Genomic DNA, 16,111 nt, shown 5'->3' with positions numbered 1-16,111 from the left:
GTTCGAAACCATCATGAAGACCAACGTCGCCCTCGTGGCGTGACTACAACTGTCACCTATCCGTGCAGCAGACCCGTGCGCTCGGCGGCGCCATCATGGTGAACGGACGATACGTGTGCCCGTCCACACCGATGGACCTGCTCGAAGCAACTGAACGGTGGGACCGCGGCGAGCTCACCGACATCGAGTACTGGAAGGAACTCGACAGGCTCGAGTACTACGAGCTCAGCGTCCACGAGACGAAGGCCGACGGCACGCTTCGACTCAGCTGTCCCGCGTCCGGCATCTCACCCACCGCGTCCTGCCCACTGCGGGAGCTGCACCGGAAAGCAGTGCCGGACGACGAAGCCGACCGTGTGCGCATCCAGCGAACGAACATCACCGACCGGCAAAAGAAGGTCTGCTGCCAGACCAGCGTCACCGTCAAGCCGACCGAGCACGTGCAGCAGCGGCAGAAGCTCCGTCACAACAGCCGCCAGTGGCTCAAGACGTACCGGTCCGACCGCAGCAGCAGCGAATCCACCAACGACCTGCTGCAGCGCGACCACAAGCTGAGCGTCACCACCAACAGGCCGATGCGCGGCCTCGCTGCCCAACAGTTCGCCCTCGCCCTGTTCGCAGTCAAGTCCAACATGACCCGCATCACCGACTTCGAAGCGGAGATGCGGAAGCAGGCAATGCGAGAAGCAGCCGGCCGACGCCGCATCCCCCGGAAGCAGGAAGGCGAGTACCTCCAGCGTTCCCGCGACCGCCGAGGAGAAAGCCGCTACATGCGGAACCCGCCTCCCCGCGAACTCGTCCCCTACGTGGAACCGGAGATGCCTGCGCCGCCGGCGTAGCGAAGACAGAAGAGCCCCCAGCTGACGCTGGGGGCTCTTCTGGTGGGCCAGACTTGCAAACGCTGGAACCCCAGACCTGCAAATAACCCTGTGGCGGGTCATTTGCAGGTCTCATTCGACCGCGCGGTTGTGCGGGTTCACGGCCGCCCTGGTCGCCGTTGGAACTGGATTTCCCCTGGGGTGGGCTCGATTTTCCCCTTCTTCAAGAAAGCCCAGGTCGTGGCGCACTCGCGACGACTGATGCTTGCTGCGAAGCAGCATCGCCGATGAGCGAAGCACGGTGGGAGCAACCGTGGAGGAGGCACACGCATGTGCGGATCGCCCGCGGACGGGCGACGGTCAATCGGCTTTCTGTTGTGCCTTGATCAGGGTTGCGAGGACCGCTTGGTCGCCTTCGATGGGTGCGGGCGCGTACTGCCGAAGCAGCCATCTGAGCGCTCCTGCTGCGGCTGCCCCACCGACGCCGAGGAGCGCAGCGGCGCCCGGGTCGACGCTCCCTGCGGCGATAGCTCCTGTGGCCGCTCCGACCGCGCCGTCGATGACGACGTCGGCACCAGCTTTCCGGAACGAGCTCCCGAGCGACGAGCTTCCAAGTTCACGCTCGACATTGTGCACTTTCGGCAGCAGCGTCTCCTCGACCCGCTCTCGGAGGGTTTGAGCGTCGTCGGAGACAGTTGCACGATGCAGAGCCTGCAGGCCGAGCCGCCAGTCTTCGAAGTTGTCGGAGGACTGGCGGATTGCGACCACCTCGCGCAGCGCGACGTCGGCCGCAGGGACAGCGATGCGTGCGACCTCTCGCAGCATGGCAGCCGGATGGGTACGAGCAACGGCGTCGTTGTACTTAGTTCGGAGCAGACCAAGCGAAGACTCGTTCGTCGGAACGTATTGCGCGTCGCCTGCATCAGCAACCGCAAGGGTCTTCGCAAGGTAGTACAGCATCGGGGCGGCCTGCATCGGTGCGTCCCGACGCACGACTGGCAAGTCCATGCTGACTTGCAGTCCCGTGATGCTGTCCCAGACGTGCAAGCCGCTGAGGTCAGCAGCGGCCAGGTAGTCCTGAAGTGCCGCATTACGAACATCGAAGCGGAGCGCAGTCTCAAGCTGACGGGATCTTGCTTTGATGATCGGCCATTGGCTGCGGACATCGATCACGTCGGCGCGGATGGGCTGTTCCAGTAGGTAGAGATTGTCGACGATACTGGCGAAACGTCGCGCGGCGCCTTCCGGGTCGGTGCGAAGCGACTCATAGGTTCCGTTGTTCCGCCACATCGCGGGTCCAGACGCGACTCTGTTGATCTCGCGGTCTGGACGGACGTAGCCAACCGACCATAGCTCGGGAAGGCCCTCGCCTCGGCTGAAGAAGTCGGCGAGCGGGTCCAGCACCATGATTTTTGGGTAGTACAGCAGCGCGTCCGCGAGGTCGCGGCGGAGCATCGGCTCGCTGAAAAAGGGGCCCATCCAGCCGCCAACAAACGCTGACCGCGACGGCGTTGAGGTCGGCACCGTTTGGTACTGAGATGACCAAAACTCCTCGAGTAGCTCTCCGATGTCGTCGAGTTCACTTAGGGAGAGGTTGTAAAGATCGGCACCCCGACGATCTCCGATTGCCGTGTCAAGTGCGTCGAGAACGGTCACCGGTTTAAACGTCCTCAGTCCGCCCATTCGAGGCCTCCTTTCAATCTCTCCGACGGCTCGAAGCGTAGAGGCGACCGCTGACGCCTCTGAATCAGTAAGTCGAGCCACGACTCGCCCGCATCACACATGCTTCCAGACGATGAGCGCGATGCCAGCAGCCACTACGAGCGTCAGGCGGCACTGTGAAGCAGCTGATCTAGAGAATCAGAGAGGTTCTCCGCACGGCGTGGCATCTCAGTGTTCAACCACTCGTGGACGTGGCGGCGGGTGAGGGCGTCGCGGGCTGCGGCATCGGTGAGAACGATGTCGCAGTACGGGACGGCAGCAGCGAGCGTGTGAATGTCGTAGATGTCGTTCTCCATCCACGTCTTCTGCGGGTTGTGGTGGTATTCGGCGAGCATCGAGACCATGGTCGCGTTGCTTGGCATGCTCATCACGAGGTTCCGTGCAGCGACCGGGGTCACGACGTCTTCGACGGCGAACTGACGAAGTGCCCGTTCATGCTCAAGCATGTCAAGCAGCTCGAGTGCGAGGTGCCTAGCGATGACCAGGTCTCGTATGTTGCGGCTCTTCCGGTAGGGGTCGATCTGTTTCGACCATCCGGCTTCGAAGGCGGCGTTGTCGCGTACCGCTTGCTCGGGCCGTTCGGGGGCATACCCCTCCGCGCGCATCCGCGGCACGTCCGCGTCGGTGGGGCCCGCGAGCAGCATCCGTTCGGCTTCCGCATTGGCGTCGGCGAATCGCGCGGCGAAGCCCGGCGTATTAGTGAGGTACTCCGCCGTCCTGTCCACGCCGTCACCGTCGATGACGCGGAGTCCACCCACCTTGCCCAACGCGTGGAGGGCGCTGGTACCGACGAGGTCGAACTGTTGGTATCGCGTACCTGTGGTGCCGGTTGTAGCGTCAAGCGCGGTCGAGAGTTCGGCAAGGAAGATGTCGGTCAGGCCTGGAAGGTAGCGCGGACCGCTGAGTTCGGCGATGAGGTTGGTCAGAGACTGACGCTGTTTCGGGTCCTTGATCTTGATGATTTCCCGGTACAAGCCGGAGGTGAGAACAATCGTGACCGCGTCCGCCGTGACGGCCCGCCGCAATGTTGCAAGGAGTCGTACGTGAGCGGGCGCGCCTTTCCCCGCGTCGGCGCGTGCGAGCTCAATCCAGTGGTTGAGGTCGAGGAAGAGCACCGGTGGCGGGGACTCGGGGCGCTTAAGAGCGGCTGGCCAAATCGGTTGCGGAAGCCAGTGCTCCTCATCGGCTGGGTCACGCCACCTTCTCGTCATGGTTTCATCCTCGCAGGGCGCCCATTGGCGCACACGGTGGCTCCAGGCCTCGCCCCGCAGACTCCACGTTCGCCCCACGTTGGGCTCGCATGAGCAGCTCAGTGGAGAGGCAACCCGAGACCTGAACGTGTGACAGGAGTTAGAGGGGTGCGCCCTCGCCGTCGCCCGGGGATGAGACGATCCGGTCGTGGACGAGACTTCTGTGCCGACGACTCACACCGACGACGGTGCATCTGAGGCAACGAGCGGCGGTGACAGCAAGACGTCCGACTTCATCGAGGCATTTCAATGGCGCGCTGACGACAACATGGTGGCGCTCCGGTTCCGAAGCGGGCTCGTGCGAGGTTTCAGCGGTGACGCCTCGTTCGCTACCCACGCGAAGGACTTCGCCGTAGTGGAGGTGCATCCATGGCGGCGGAACGTGTTCTTCAAGACGACTCGAGGGGATGGGTTTTCATCGAAATTCGGATCACGGTTCAACTCGTCGCCCGTTCATGGCCGGCCCGTTGTGTACCTGGATCAGAATCAGTGGAGCACGCTGAGCAAGTCCGTCAACGCCCCTTGGCGAGTGCGGTCGGGCGACGAGCTCCAAGCGGCTCGGCGTCTGATCGGTATGGCCTCGTCGGGGAAGGTGATCCTGCCACTGTCCGCCGCTCACCTCGGCGAGACCGGCAGTTGGGGCAACGACGACGGACGCTACGAACTCGCGGTCGCAATCATGTCCTGCAGCGGCGGATGGCAGATGCGCGACCCCCTTCAGGTTCGTGCAGCAGAGTTCCGTCGAGTTCTCGCCCTCTCCTCCGGCAAGCCGGCGGCACCAGTGCCGGACGTCTTCACGCTGGAGCCGTATGCGGCTCTCGACCCGGCAGCTAGAGAAGGGTCTTCTCCGCACGAGGTTCCTGCCGAGGTCCCTGCCGAATGGGGCTACGCCTACACGGCTTCGTTGTCGAACATCGTCTACGCCTCGATGATGCTTGACCAGGAGGCAACGCCACGCGGGGACATGGCCGCCTGGGTGCAGCGCGTGCAAAAGTTTTCCGCCTGGCTGTCCGAACAAGCTGACCGATCTAAGCAGCAACGGAGGCGTTCCGCTGAAGTCTTCATGTTCTCAGACGCCACGAGGGAGATCGCCCGAGCCAGCTTCGATGCAGGGCTGACCCCGAGTGAGATGTCCGCGTGGATTCGGTCGACGTGGCACCTTCCGGAACTCGGGGCGCCCGCGATATCGCTGTTCCGCGCCACGATGATCGACAAGATGCTCGGTTCAGGTCGATGGGAAGGCAACGACCTCACGGACCTCTTCTACCTGTGCACGGCGGCCGGCTACGCCGACCACGTGGTCGGTGAGCGACGAACGATCGGTTTACTGCAGCAGTCGGTTCGACGTCTGCGAGCTCCAGTGGAACTGCACCGGACGCTGGCGTCAGTGGTGAACGCGCTAGAGCAGAGGTAGGAGACGGGATCATCTACGGTAGGTATCAATTGCTTGGGGGTTGACATGCGACAGGATGACTATCGGTTCGTCATCGATCAGCTGCGGCGCACGGCGCGGGAGCAGGGGCTGACCGATATCGCCGACTACGACAGCGGCGATGACGTCGCGCCGAAGTCCGAGCTGCTCGTGCTGCTGTCACGGCTTCGTCAGGAGTTGTATCTCCGTTCCCGAGCCGGGGTGCAGATGACCGCGGATCGGTTCAGCCACGCTCTCGACGTCCCTGTGCCGTCGGTGCTATTCATCGAAGCGGATCGTCGCACCGCGGACCGGCTCGGGATCCGGCAGGAGAACGCGTTCGAAGGCTCGCTGGCAGCCGACGTGGCACTGACGGAGATGAATACGCTCATCGAGCTGCTCACCTCTCGCGTAGACGAAGACTGAGGCGGAACATGACGCTCACTACCCCAACCAAGACCTCCGTGATCAGCACGATCCGAACCGCTCTCGCTGCGTTGGGGACGAAGGGCAATCCCCTCGAGAAGCTCGGCCCCGGGAAACTGTACGAGGCATGGACACTAGCCACCGTGCTCCAAAACCTTCGCACCCATGAGGGTGCGAAGATCACCGCGACGAGCAGCACGGCAATGCGCCTCCGTGCATCACACGGGCCGTTGGATTCGAAGTTCACCCACTTCGTGTGCAGCACACCGTTCGCGCAGTTCACGATCTGGACGGACATCGAGGTCCGTACCCTCAGCTCGTTGCATCGGGGCGCATCACCCAAGGTGCCGGTGGCGGGCGACAAGCATGAACTTGACATCGTTGCCGTCGCCGCCGCCGCCGGAACGACCGGATACCCAGCGCCGGAGGATCTGTTCTGGGGCATGGAGTGCAAGCACACCGCCTTCACCAAAGCGTTCCACAGGTCGATGCTCGGCATCCGCCGGGAACTGAGTTACGCCACCGGATCCCCGCAGCCGACACCGTTCAGGGCCTACCCTCGAGCTGCCGTTCAGTCCATTCCGTCGTCGGCGCTCACCGCGTTCTCCACCGACCCTGCCGTCACGCGATACGCTCCCGCCGGCGCGGAATGGGATGTCGACTACGAACACCTCACGATGCCCTGACTGTCAGGTAGCAGTCGAAGCCGCGGTGGCAGCTCCAGAAAGATCCCTGGCCGTAGGCCCCTCTGCAGCGCTGTCCCAGGCGGAGCATCACAAAGCCGGACCCAACTCCGGTAGTGCTTAACAACTAGCGACCCACCCATCCTCACCGACCTCCCCGTGAGCGAATGCGCAGCACTGCCCGTGGAGAACGCACACACTGTTCACTGATCTCGCAGAATCCGGTCGACGAGACGGGTTGCCGCTCGTTGGGCTGAGGCTCGCGTGAGCTCGGCAAGCACGACGACGTTCTCCCACTCGATCCCCAGATCCGTCTGAGGGCTGGTCTCAACCGTCGGCACTGACGGGGCGAGCAAAGTGGCAGCACTGTCACTGAGCGCGAGGACCTCATACAGGTCTTGGTGGGCGTTTACGAGAATCTCGAGCGCTTTCTCTACACGAACCAGCGACACCGTCTGGTGCGCGCCTGCCCACTCGTCGACGTCACGGTCCGTTGACGCGTGTCCCGCCCACTTGTTGCGGAGATGCCGAACATAACGAAGCGGGGTTTGAGTGTTGGCGTCGATGGAAGAACGCACAGATTCAACGAGTTCAAGGGCTGCGGACGCGTCGGGAGTGTCCAGCTCAGCCAGCTTCGCTCGGACGGCGTAGACCGTGTTGTGCAGTGAACTCGTTCGTGCCGACGTGTCATTGACGGTTCCAATCGCGATCACAGCCAAGCGGAGTAGGTCTTGGCGCAGCACCGCAACGGACTCCTCGAGTCCCCCTGGCAGCACCTTTGCGTGAACGATGTCTGCGTTGACCTGTTTCATGAAGTAGAAGCTGCGCACTGCGCTGAGCACCAACGTCCGACTCGACGCGTCGAGACGCTCTCGAAGTGTTATTGCCTCGTGATGCGCGGTAAGTACGTCGTTCGTCAGCGGTATTCCGGCGATGTCGCTGGGGACGTCTTCGGGGTACTCGGACTGGAAGCTATGGCGGCGCACAGCGGAACGCTAGTGCCAAATCGTTCGGGGGTCGCCTCCCACCCGCGGCGCGATGGGACTGCTGCAGGTTCGGTTGACTCCTGACGGGTAGGGGCGTTGGCTCCTGCTGGAAGGATGTGCGCCATGGTGAAGGCGTATCCGGAAGAGTTCCGCCGTGACGTGATCGGGGTCGCCCGGAAGGGCGAGACGTCGGTGCGGCAGGTCGCGAAGGACTTCGGTGTTTCCGAGTCCTGCCTGGCTCGCTGGTTGCGCCTCGCGGACCGTGACGACGGCAGCAGCTCGGCTGCGGCGCCGTCGGCGAAAGCGGTCGAGCAGGCGGAGCTGCGGGAAGCGCAGAAACGGATCCGGCTGCTCGAGCAGGAGAACGAGATTCTCCGCCGGGCAGCGGCGTACTTCGCCCAGTCCCAGCTCCCAAAATGATCTACCCGCTGGTCCTTGAACTCGCCGCAGACCGGATCCCGGTCGCGGTGGCCTGCCGGGTGCTGGGGTTCTCGAAGCAGGCGTTCTATCGATGGCGCGTCAGCCCCGTCTCTCAGCGTGACTGGGACGACGCGCACCTGACGAACGCAGCCATCGATGCGCACCGCGACGACCCGACGTTCGGGTATCGGTTCATCGCGGACGACCTTCATGCTGCCGGACTCCGGGTTTCGGAACGGCGGGTGTGGCGATTGTGCTTGCAGCAGCGGCTCTGGTCGTTGCATGCCAAGAAGCGCGGCCTGAACCGCAAAGCCGGGCCGCCGGTGCACGACGACCGGGTCCGGTGTGCGTTCGCGGCGCCGGACCTGGACCGGCTGTGGTTCACGGACATCACCGAGCACAACACGAGCGAGGGCAAGCTCTACCTCTGCGCGGTCAAGGACGCCTGCTCCCGGCGGGTCGTGGGCTACTCGATCAGCAACCGGATGCGGTCCTCACTCGCTGTCGCCGCCCTGCAGATGGCGGTGCAGCGCCGGAACCCGGCCGGGACTGTTGTGCACTCGGACCGGGGCAGCCAGTTCCGGTCGAACAAGTTTGTCCGCGCCGTGGCCGATGCCGGCCTGCTCGGATCGATGGGGCGGGTCGGTGCATGCGCGGACAACGCGGCGATGGAATCGTTCTTCGCCCTGCTGCAGAAGAACGTCCTGAATCGGAAGCGATGGCCCACCCGGGAGGAACTCCGGCTGGCGATCATTACCTGGATCGAAGCGACCTATCACCGCAAGCGGCGGCAACGGGGTCTGGGGAAGTTGACCCCGATCGAGTACGAGACGATCATCAACCCACAGGTCGCACTCGCGGCCTAAACGAACGAGTCAACGAAACCTGCAGCAGTCCCAAGTGACGTCGCTCGACGTTGACCGCACGGTGCGCACGGAACGGCCGTTCGGCTTCGCCTCCTGATTCCACACACACTCCCGATCCGCTTCTGACCGCTTCCTACAGATGCGGCGAATCGCACAGGCAGCATCGGGAGCTCGCGACGATGCCCGCGCCGAAGGACGAGCACCCTCCGCCACGGCCGGGAAGCCGCCATAGACCTCACGCGCACTGCCACACGCGGAGGATGCAACGTGCGGAGCGCGCGAGGCCGGGCTCGGTGCCACCTCCGCAGGCCGCAGCGAACTTCCCGCGGTCAGTTCGAACCCATGTAGGTGGCCTCCCCGCCGTCTTACAGCTCATGGGCCGCAGGAGCGCGTTGCGCGCTTAGAGCGACTTCTCGCTCCGGAACTTTTCAGCGTCGGAGTAGTGGCCGCCGACGACGCGGTCCGCCATCCTCCGCGCTTCCGCTTCGTTCTCGTACCCTTGACCGCCATCCGTTGCGATGACCTTGTCGTTGACCGTCAGGTTCCACGCCCACTTGCCGTCGGCTCGCTTGTACACCAGTCGCTTGGACACGATCGCCTCCTTTTGTCGAGTTGAACTCAGGTTACTGGCTGCTCGCATCTGCGGTCGTGAATGTTGCCAGTGAAGATGCCGCACGACCAGCGACAGTCAAGCTCCATCGCCACGCCGGTGCACAGAAGGAACCCGCGGCTGGTGCGGGCCGTCGGCGCGTTCTGCGCCGACGCGTCCACCAACGTCACTGCCGGGTACACCTAGACGAACGAGACCGAACGTGCAGCAGACCCCTTTCCGCGTCACGCCGCTCTGGCTGCCCGTTCACAGTGGCGATGACGTCTCGATGTGGGGTGGATCACCCATCCACCGGGCGTCTGGGTCGAGCGTGTGGGGGTGTTCTGCGAGGACATCTGGATGACGCCCGAACGGGGCTTCGCGTGGTGCCGCACCTGCGTCTCGTTGGCCAGTCCGCTACCGGACTGCTGGCGCTGTCGGCCTTCGGTGGCAGTGTGAGCGCATGAGTAGTAAGCCGACGCCGTCGTACCTCCGTGAGCTGATCAAGGCCGTGACCGAGTTCGATGAGGCGTTCCGCGATTTCCTCAGGTTGCATGAACCGAACACATTCGCGCGAGGGCTCATGCCTGCTGTATTCAGACGCGACGGAGTAGACGACTTGGCTTACGAGCGTCTTCAGCGGCAAGTCGAGGTCGCATCTGGCAGAGCAACGCCGGCGGTGGGCCTCACTGGTACCCGTTACGAGGTTGCAGGGTTCGGCGTGGTCGATCCCATTGCTGCCTGGGCCACAATCCTCGGCCCAAAACCGGTGCTCGATCCAGAAAACATCACGTCAGCATGCGGGCAGATGATCGGCCGGCTAGAGGTATTACTGCTCGAGGCAGAGGCAGAGGCAGTACCCGCTGTCAGTGCCGAAACGATGCACCCGCTCGTCTGGGGAGCGGCGCGATCCATGTGGCGAGATAGCTACTACCGCCAGGCAGTTGCCGGCGCCGCGGAAGCTCTGGTCGGCCAACTCAAGGCCAGGACGGGTCGCAACAACATTGCGGAGACTGCGCTCTGGCAGGAAACGTTCTCTGAGAAACCGGCGCAGCCCGGAAAACCTCGCCTACGTTGGCCGGGCGACCCGGAGGATCGCACGGTGAGATCAATGAACGAGGGTCTTCGTCAAATCACAGCCGGAACGCAGATGACGATCAGAAACGTCGCCGCACACGAGACAAAGCAGTGGGATCTCGTCGAAGCCTCTGAACGGCTCGCCGTGCTTAGCCTCATCGCACGTTGGGTGGAGACCTGTGTGCTCGAGGAAGCTGATCTCGACCACGAGAGCGAAGACGTCACAGACCGGTGACGATCGGCGCCCATGGCACCGTACGGCTTGCTGCGCGCGCAGCAGTGGCGACGAGTACGCGCCGCTCAGCGAACCGCCCGATAGAGCCACAACGCCGTCTTGGCTTCCGTCGAGCCCTTCGTCCCGGGCACTACGTACGTGTCTGCCAGGCGGCTCGCACGATCACTTCAAATAGAAGGCGCGCCCGCAAAGGCGGGGACAAGCGCTACGGCAGATTGGTTCAGGAGGTGGAGTTGTCGGACGTCCATGTACGTGTCAGGCCCCGCGCTCGCATGACTTCAGCGGCGACGTACGCGTCATCGACGAAGCGGCGCGTCAAGTTCGTGAATTGCTCCAGGTCACGGGCGTTCCAGCCCGTCAACACTTGAGCGATCATGTCGTCTCCGAGGTCGAACACGTGTTGTGCGGCCTCGACGCCAGCTGGGGTGAGCCCGACGAGTGAGGCTCGCGCGTCCGCTGGGTCTGGCGTGCGTTGCAACCAGCCGTTGTCCTCCAGTCGGCGCAACATCTTGCTGACATTCGATGCCCCGGTCTTCAGCCGCTCCGCGATCTGGGACGGCCGAAGGGGGCCAGAGAACCCGAGCAGGCGGAGCAGTTGATGGGACGACTGGTCAAGCGGCTCACCGGATCGCGTCAACACCTCCGACTGGAACTGCGGGGACTCCCACAGGTAGATCAACCGACTGAGGTCCGTCAGGAGGGCAGAGCGGTACCTCGTCTCGCGCTCCGGGTCGCGGTCGTTCCGAGCAACTGGCATGCCCTGACACTACTGCGGTGTGCGCCCTTCCGCTGGGAGTTAACTGTCTTTTACGACAGGAGATACTGTCGTGCGCGACACTATACAGGTACCGCCCGCCAAAGCTCGCTCAAACACATCTGGAGAAGAACCATGACCGAAATCCCCGCAGGCCCCGTGAAGGACTTCATCGACGCGACCAACCGACACGATGCGGACGCACTGCTCGCCGTCTTCGCACCGGGCGCGTCCGTCACCGACGACGGCACCAGCTACACGGGTTCCGCCGAGATCCAGCAGTGGATCCAGGAGCATCAGATCACGCCGAAGATCACCCTCGGGCCGATCGCATACGAGAACGGCGACGGTAGCGCCGGACAGCTCACCGCATCTGCGGACGGCGAGTTCCCGGGAGGCCCGCTCCCGTTCGCGTTCCACTTCACGCTCGACGCCCAGAGCGTTCAGGCGCTCGAGATCCGTATCGCGGAGTAGTCCGGCCGTGCGCGGAGCTTCCACTCCCCGCGCACTCGCACTCGCCTTGAAGGAGGCCTGATGGGCGCAATGGACGAGTTGATCAACCCCACCGTGGTCGATGACCTCGCGTCGATCATGCGGGACCACGCCCGAGTGGACACCACCGCACTCCTCGCCACCGCCGAGACGCTGACCGGACGCAAATTGCGTGCCCGCGTTGACACAGTGCGCGCAGGAATCCTGGCGACGCTGCCGTGCTCGTACCGCGGTACCGCCGCCCTCACCGACGCGATGTTCGAGGACTCCCGTCTGGACGGGTGGATGATCTGGCCGCTCTCGGAAGCCCTAGTGCACCGCGCACTCGAGGACTCCAGCACGGCCGCGTTCGACGACGTGCACCGTGTCCTGGGGAAACTAACCACGCGCTTGACCGGCGAGTTCGCCATCCGGGACCTCCTCATCGCCGACCACCAGCGTTCCCTCACGATCATCGGCGAGTGGACTGGATCGTCCAACGATCACGTGCGACGGCTGGCGAGCGAGGGGACCCGCCCACGTCTGCCGTGGGCCAAGCAGGTGCCGGCGCTGATCGCCGCTCCGGGCGTGACACGGTCGATCCTGGACCAGCTCGTGGCCGATCCCAGCGAGTACGTGCGTCGGAGCGTCGGCAACCACCTCAACGACATCAGCCGCGACCACCCCGGCATCGCCACCGCGATCGCCGCGGACTGGACCGCGGAGCACGGTGCCACCCCGACTGTCCGTCACGGGCTTCGCACCCTCATCAAGCGGGGCAACCTCGACGCCTTGGCGCTGCTGGGCTTCTCAACCACGACGCTCGGGCTCGAGCCGCCGACGCTCCACGCCGACCGCCTCCGCATCGGTGAGACATTGCCCTACACGGTCACTGTGCAGAACCTCGGCGACAGCGACGCGAACGTCGTCATCGACGTGGTCCTCACCTCCCCGACCGCGGCCGGCGGAAGCACCGAGAAAGTCTTCAAGCTGGTCAGACGGTCGATCCCGGGGCGCGGCACCGTCACCGTCTCGGGAAAGCGGAGCTTCGCCCCACTCAGGAGTCGCACCATCCGGGCAGGGCAGCACTCCCTCATCACGCAAGCCAACGGGCAACGATCCGCACCGACGGTTTTTTACCTCACCGCATAACCATGCGCGACGCCGGACGCGAACCAGAAAGGACACCATGATCAACCCCCTCACTCTCACCGGGAAGCGTGCGCTCGTCTCGGGCGGTACGAAGGGCACCGGACGCGCCGTCGCCGAAGCGCTCGTTTCGGCTGGTGCACACGTCACTGTCCTCGGCCGCAGAGCCGCTGATCCATCACATCCAGCACAAGCATCCCTACAGGTCGACGTCACGGACTCCCGGGCGCTGAGCACCATCGCGGACCGCGCCGGCGTCGTCGACATCCTCGTCCACGTCGCAGGCGGATCCCACGGCCCAGGGGGAGGATTTCGAGCACTGGACGACGAGCACTGGGACGATGAGCTTCAACTCAACCTGCTCAGCGCCGTCCGACTCGACCGGGCCCTGGTCCCCGGCATGATCAGCCGCAGCACCGGGGCAGTGATTCATGTCTCGTCGATCCAGGCCCAGATGCCCCTGTACGACGGGACCCTCGCCTACGCCGCAGCGAAAGCCGCCCTCAGCACCTACAGCAAAGCCCTCGCCAACGAGTGCGCACCCCACGGTGTCCGCGTCAACACCGTCTCGCCGGGGTTCATCCGGACGCCATCAGCCGAAGCGCTCATCAATCGGATCGCAACAGCCAACGGCACCGACCTCGACGCAGCCCGCCAGTCACTGATGGGCTCGCTCGGAGGTATTCCTCTCGGCCGCCCCTCAGAGCCCGAAGAAGTCGCCGCCGCCGTCGCGTTCCTCGTCTCAGACGCAGCCTCAGGCATCGTCGGTGTCGACATCAACGTCGACGGAGGAACCGTCCCGACACGATGAACACGCCGGGCGGATCGATAGCCGATTGCCTGCGCAGAGAACCACCAGGAGCTTCGCTCCTGGCTGACTCCTCCGGAATACAACTATTCCTTCGCGCCCCGAAGAGAATGTGGTTCGCGCACGCCCAGCATCATTGATTGTGGCCCAAGGACCAGGCACGTCGGCGGTGCCACCGTCGTCGCAGTGCAGCTCGGACCGCACCACCTTCCCGTCCATCGTCGACGCCCCGACCACGTTCTTCGATCCGACGCGGCAACTGGCAGCAGCTCGCTGCTGTGAATCTGCGAGAAAGGCCGTAGGCGCAGCCGACGAGATTGCACGGAGTTCAGGTCCGTGTGGCACCCTAGACGGCACCCCCACACATCGGAGCATTGCATGGCACAGAAGGTCACCACTCAGCTCGTCGACGATTTGACCGGCGACGTCATCGAAGCAGGCGCTGGCAGCACCGTGCAGTTCGCCTTCGACGGCAGCAACTACGAAATCGACCTCTCGGACGACAACGCAGACAACCTGCGTGAAGCGCTCTCCGACTACATCGCCGCCGCCCGCAAGGTCAGCGGCCGCAGCGGCCGCCCGTCCTCGTCGGCGCCGAAGGCTCGTAGTAACTCGGACGACCTGGCGAAGATTCGCGAGTGGGCGTCGGCCAATGGGTACGAGGTTGCTGCTCGCGGCCGGATCAGCCAGCAGGTGCGCGACGCGTACGACGCGGCGAACTGACCGTTTACGCTGAACTGCGGCTTGCCACACACGAGCCTTATGACCGGGCCGCCGTCTCCCCACGGCGGCTCGGTCTTTCTTGTTCAGGCGGCGAGGTACTCGCCGGTCTCGTTGTCGCGGCGCTGAGAGCGGGAGCGCTTCGTCCACGCTTCCTGCAGAGCAGCTTGCCGGCCCTTATCTGCACAGGTTGGGCAGCCGCTCGGTCCGTCAGCGTCGAGGTGGTTTGTCGGCCGCTGGCCGAACGGGCCGTGCTGTCGGCAGATGATGGTGACCTCGGTGTGCTGGTCGATGAACGCGACGGCGGAGTAGTCGTACCGATTCCCGTGGATGTCCGCGGCTCGCATGACGAAGCGGGCGCCGCGGACTGACGCTCGCGAGTTCCGCCGGCCGGAGCAGTCTGGGCAGCGCTGACCACGCTTGTGCTCGTTCGGTTCCTGGTCGAAGTCACCGTGTTCCGGGCAGCCGATGGTCACTTTCGTGTGTGCGTTGATGAACGCCTCTGGCACTCGTGCGTAGTCATACTTCCCGTTGTGCTTGGCGATGGCAGCTGTGATGAAGGCGTCGAGTCGGTCGGCGCGCGATTGGGTCGGCATGGGAACCCCTTTCGGTTGCTCTCTCTATGCGCGGACGACCCGGCTCGCGGTGCGTTGTCGCTCAGACGGTGTCGTGATCGCTCAGCCAAGCGAGGACACTGTCGCGTTCGGACCAGCCCTTCTCGCGGAGGATGCGGATGCCTTCGATGAGGACGGCGCTCAAGACAACGGCGTCGTCGAAGTCGAGGGTCGTGGACCTCCCAGCGGGCCCGTCGATCGTGATCAGTCCGGAAGGGTCGAGGAGGACGGAGATGTCATCCATGGCCGTCGCTGCGTTGCCTCCATCCGGCAGGCCGTCGGTGAACCAAGTTCGTTCCTGCATGTGCTGCTCCTTCTCGCGCCGCGGAGTGCGGCGTCGGAGCGGGTATGCGCGGAACGGGGGCTGATCCCGTCGACTGGCCGCATCTTGCAGGGCGAGCCTCGTCGATCACGGCGCCTTGCGATCTCGACGCTCTCCGCGGGAGGTACGGCTACTGAGATAGGGACGTATATGTACCAGGGTCAGCTATATACCTACTACCTACACATAAGAGATAGGTAAAGGTAAGTAAGTAAGGAGCACCCCTCCGAACGCCCCTACTCCCCCGGATTGGCGCGGATCCTGGTGACTCGACACCGCGCTCACCACGGGAAGCAGAAACGAGCAGATCACGCTTACACCGCGTGTCGAGCCACCCCAGCGTAGGTCAATTCTCGATCACGCCTCCTTCCGGGAGGTCATCGAACTCGGTCCTGGCTGGCGCTCCGCATAGGTCTCCCGTATCGCGGAACGCCGGCCAGGCCTAGACGGACCGAACCAAGTTCCTTACTATGAACGCATTGAGGCTCGTACTCGGGAAGGGACGCCAGATGAGTGCCACTACGGACGACGATGAGAATCGCGGGCGGCAGCTGGAAGCCGTGCTCGGCCTTGCTCGAATCCCGGTCTCTCGCCTTCGCCCTGAGCCGCCAGCCAACCTGCGCGCCCTCTACGCCGATGTCCAGGACGGCCAAGCGCTCGTCCCAGGCCTGAAGATGGGCATCGGTGCCCTCATCGTGCAGCGGTGGGACCCGGCCTACGCAGCCACCGGTTGGACGCTGTACGGTGCAGACCTCACCCTTGACATGGGTCATCCGTTCGGGTCGATGTT

Annotated in this window: 18 protein-coding genes; 11 read left to right on the top strand and 7 right to left on the bottom strand. The window is 64.2% G+C overall.

Annotated elements, in window-relative coordinates:
• The first annotated feature begins 62 nt into the window (after window positions 1-62).
• On the top strand, window positions 63-839 hold the full coding sequence (locus DEI89_RS16895; protein WP_110905225.1) for a hypothetical protein: 777 nt from the start codon (window positions 63-65) through the stop codon (window positions 837-839).
• Between the two features lie 339 nt (window positions 840-1,178).
• Here the strand turns inward: DEI89_RS16895 and DEI89_RS16890 are convergent, their stop codons facing one another.
• Both DEI89_RS16890 and DEI89_RS16885 read right to left on the bottom strand, forming a co-directional pair.
• On the bottom strand, window positions 1,179-2,474 hold the full coding sequence (locus DEI89_RS16890; protein ID WP_146236839.1) for a hypothetical protein: 1,296 nt from the start codon (window positions 2,472-2,474) through the stop codon (window positions 1,179-1,181).
• Between the two features lie 170 nt (window positions 2,475-2,644).
• A complete protein-coding gene (locus DEI89_RS16885; RefSeq protein ID WP_181421716.1) occupies window positions 2,645-3,751 on the bottom strand; it encodes a hypothetical protein in 1,107 nt (368 codons plus the stop codon).
• A 187-nt stretch (window positions 3,752-3,938) separates the two neighbouring features.
• Between DEI89_RS16885 and DEI89_RS16880 the strand changes: the two genes are divergently transcribed.
• From DEI89_RS16880 to DEI89_RS16870, 3 genes are read left to right on the top strand one after another with little or no spacing between them, the layout of a single operon-like run.
• A complete protein-coding gene (locus DEI89_RS16880; RefSeq protein ID WP_110905222.1) occupies window positions 3,939-5,204 on the top strand; it encodes a hypothetical protein in 1,266 nt (421 codons plus the stop codon).
• A 45-nt stretch (window positions 5,205-5,249) separates the two neighbouring features.
• Window positions 5,250-5,627 carry a hypothetical protein gene (locus DEI89_RS16875; protein ID WP_110905221.1) on the top strand — a complete coding sequence of 126 codons (378 nt, stop codon included), beginning with the start codon at window positions 5,250-5,252 and terminating at the stop codon, window positions 5,625-5,627.
• A 38-nt stretch (window positions 5,628-5,665) separates the two neighbouring features.
• The gene (locus DEI89_RS16870; RefSeq protein ID WP_181421715.1) at window positions 5,666-6,313 is read left to right on the top strand and encodes a hypothetical protein; all 648 of its coding nucleotides are present in this window, start codon (window positions 5,666-5,668) and stop codon (window positions 6,311-6,313) included.
• Window positions 6,314-6,513: 200 nt separating this feature from the next.
• Here DEI89_RS16870 and DEI89_RS16865 read toward each other — a convergent pair whose 3' ends face one another.
• On the bottom strand, window positions 6,514-7,296 hold the full coding sequence (locus DEI89_RS16865; protein WP_110905219.1) for a hypothetical protein: 783 nt from the start codon (window positions 7,294-7,296) through the stop codon (window positions 6,514-6,516).
• A 123-nt stretch (window positions 7,297-7,419) separates the two neighbouring features.
• Between DEI89_RS16865 and DEI89_RS16860 the strand changes: the two genes are divergently transcribed.
• A protein-coding gene (locus tag DEI89_RS16860; RefSeq protein WP_110905218.1) for an IS3 family transposase occupies window positions 7,420-8,582 on the top strand; the annotation gives its coding sequence in 2 pieces (ribosomal slippage) (window positions 7,420-7,705 and window positions 7,705-8,582; 1,164 coding nt in all).
• A 400-nt stretch (window positions 8,583-8,982) separates the two neighbouring features.
• On the opposite strand, the gene DEI89_RS16855 is transcribed toward DEI89_RS16860, so the two are convergent.
• Window positions 8,983-9,174 carry a DUF1508 domain-containing protein gene (locus tag DEI89_RS16855; protein ID WP_110905217.1) on the bottom strand — a complete coding sequence of 64 codons (192 nt, stop codon included), beginning with the start codon at window positions 9,172-9,174 and terminating at the stop codon, window positions 8,983-8,985.
• Window positions 9,175-9,634: 460 nt separating this feature from the next.
• Here DEI89_RS16855 and DEI89_RS16850 point away from each other — a divergent pair, with 460 nt between their 5' ends.
• Entirely contained in the window at window positions 9,635-10,483 is an 849-nt protein-coding gene (locus DEI89_RS16850; protein ID WP_110905216.1) for a TIGR02391 family protein, read from the top strand.
• Between the two features lie 220 nt (window positions 10,484-10,703).
• Here DEI89_RS16850 and DEI89_RS16845 read toward each other — a convergent pair whose 3' ends face one another.
• Window positions 10,704-11,240 carry a MarR family winged helix-turn-helix transcriptional regulator gene (locus tag DEI89_RS16845; protein WP_110905215.1) on the bottom strand — a complete coding sequence of 179 codons (537 nt, stop codon included), beginning with the start codon at window positions 11,238-11,240 and terminating at the stop codon, window positions 10,704-10,706.
• A 132-nt stretch (window positions 11,241-11,372) separates the two neighbouring features.
• Here DEI89_RS16845 and DEI89_RS17895 point away from each other — a divergent pair, with 132 nt between their 5' ends.
• The 4 genes from DEI89_RS17895 to DEI89_RS16825 all read left to right on the top strand — a co-directional run bounded on the left by DEI89_RS17895 (window position 11,373) and on the right by DEI89_RS16825 (window position 14,388).
• Window positions 11,373-11,711: a nuclear transport factor 2 family protein gene (locus tag DEI89_RS17895; protein ID WP_181421714.1), complete on the top strand. Its 339-nt coding sequence runs from the start codon at window positions 11,373-11,375 to the stop codon at window positions 11,709-11,711.
• A 60-nt stretch (window positions 11,712-11,771) separates the two neighbouring features.
• Window positions 11,772-12,860, top strand: coding sequence for a DNA alkylation repair protein (locus DEI89_RS16835; RefSeq protein ID WP_110905214.1), 1,089 nt, complete (start codon window positions 11,772-11,774; stop codon window positions 12,858-12,860).
• Window positions 12,861-12,897: 37 nt separating this feature from the next.
• On the top strand, window positions 12,898-13,668 hold the full coding sequence (locus tag DEI89_RS16830) for an SDR family oxidoreductase (protein WP_110905213.1): 771 nt from the start codon (window positions 12,898-12,900) through the stop codon (window positions 13,666-13,668).
• Between the two features lie 375 nt (window positions 13,669-14,043).
• The gene (locus DEI89_RS16825; RefSeq protein ID WP_110905212.1) at window positions 14,044-14,388 is read left to right on the top strand and encodes an Lsr2 family protein; all 345 of its coding nucleotides are present in this window, start codon (window positions 14,044-14,046) and stop codon (window positions 14,386-14,388) included.
• Window positions 14,389-14,471: 83 nt separating this feature from the next.
• Here the strand turns inward: DEI89_RS16825 and DEI89_RS16820 are convergent, their stop codons facing one another.
• Together DEI89_RS16820 and DEI89_RS16815 are read right to left on the bottom strand one after the other, a co-directional pair.
• Window positions 14,472-14,981, bottom strand: a complete 510-nt coding sequence (locus DEI89_RS16820) for a hypothetical protein (protein WP_110905211.1) — start codon at window positions 14,979-14,981, stop codon at window positions 14,472-14,474.
• A 61-nt stretch (window positions 14,982-15,042) separates the two neighbouring features.
• Window positions 15,043-15,303 (bottom strand): hypothetical protein, encoded by a 261-nt coding sequence (locus DEI89_RS16815; protein ID WP_110905210.1) that lies wholly within the window; start codon window positions 15,301-15,303, stop codon window positions 15,043-15,045.
• A gap of 527 nt (window positions 15,304-15,830) precedes the next feature.
• On the opposite strand from DEI89_RS16815, the gene DEI89_RS17475 reads away from it, so the two are divergent.
• On the top strand, window positions 15,831-16,111 hold a 281-nt coding region (locus tag DEI89_RS17475), incomplete at its 3' end, for a hypothetical protein (RefSeq protein WP_146236838.1).

The sequence above is a fragment of the Curtobacterium sp. MCBD17_030 genome (assembly GCF_003224255.1).
In the GTDB taxonomy this organism is placed as follows: domain Bacteria; phylum Actinomycetota; class Actinomycetes; order Actinomycetales; family Microbacteriaceae; genus Curtobacterium.
This window is presented reverse-complemented; position numbering and strand designations above follow the sequence as displayed.

Excerpts from the sequence above, each read along its gene's own strand:
- DEI89_RS16885 (WP_181421716.1), bottom strand. The coding sequence starts at position 3,751 with ATGACGAGAAGGTGGCGTGACCCAGCCGATGAGGAGCACTGGCTTCCG.
- DEI89_RS16875 (WP_110905221.1), top strand. The coding sequence starts at position 5,250 with ATGCGACAGGATGACTATCGGTTCGTCATCGATCAGCTGCGGCGCACG.
- DEI89_RS16850 (WP_110905216.1), top strand. The coding sequence starts at position 9,635 with ATGAGTAGTAAGCCGACGCCGTCGTACCTCCGTGAGCTGATCAAGGCC.
- DEI89_RS16820 (WP_110905211.1), bottom strand. The coding sequence starts at position 14,981 with ATGCCGACCCAATCGCGCGCCGACCGACTCGACGCCTTCATCACAGCT.
- DEI89_RS16845 (WP_110905215.1), bottom strand. The coding sequence starts at position 11,240 with ATGCCAGTTGCTCGGAACGACCGCGACCCGGAGCGCGAGACGAGGTAC.
- DEI89_RS16815 (WP_110905210.1), bottom strand. The coding sequence starts at position 15,303 with ATGCAGGAACGAACTTGGTTCACCGACGGCCTGCCGGATGGAGGCAAC.
- DEI89_RS16825 (WP_110905212.1), top strand. The coding sequence starts at position 14,044 with ATGGCACAGAAGGTCACCACTCAGCTCGTCGACGATTTGACCGGCGAC.
- DEI89_RS16830 (WP_110905213.1), top strand. The coding sequence starts at position 12,898 with ATGATCAACCCCCTCACTCTCACCGGGAAGCGTGCGCTCGTCTCGGGC.
- DEI89_RS16835 (WP_110905214.1), top strand. The coding sequence starts at position 11,772 with ATGGGCGCAATGGACGAGTTGATCAACCCCACCGTGGTCGATGACCTC.
- DEI89_RS17895 (WP_181421714.1), top strand. The coding sequence starts at position 11,373 with ATGACCGAAATCCCCGCAGGCCCCGTGAAGGACTTCATCGACGCGACC.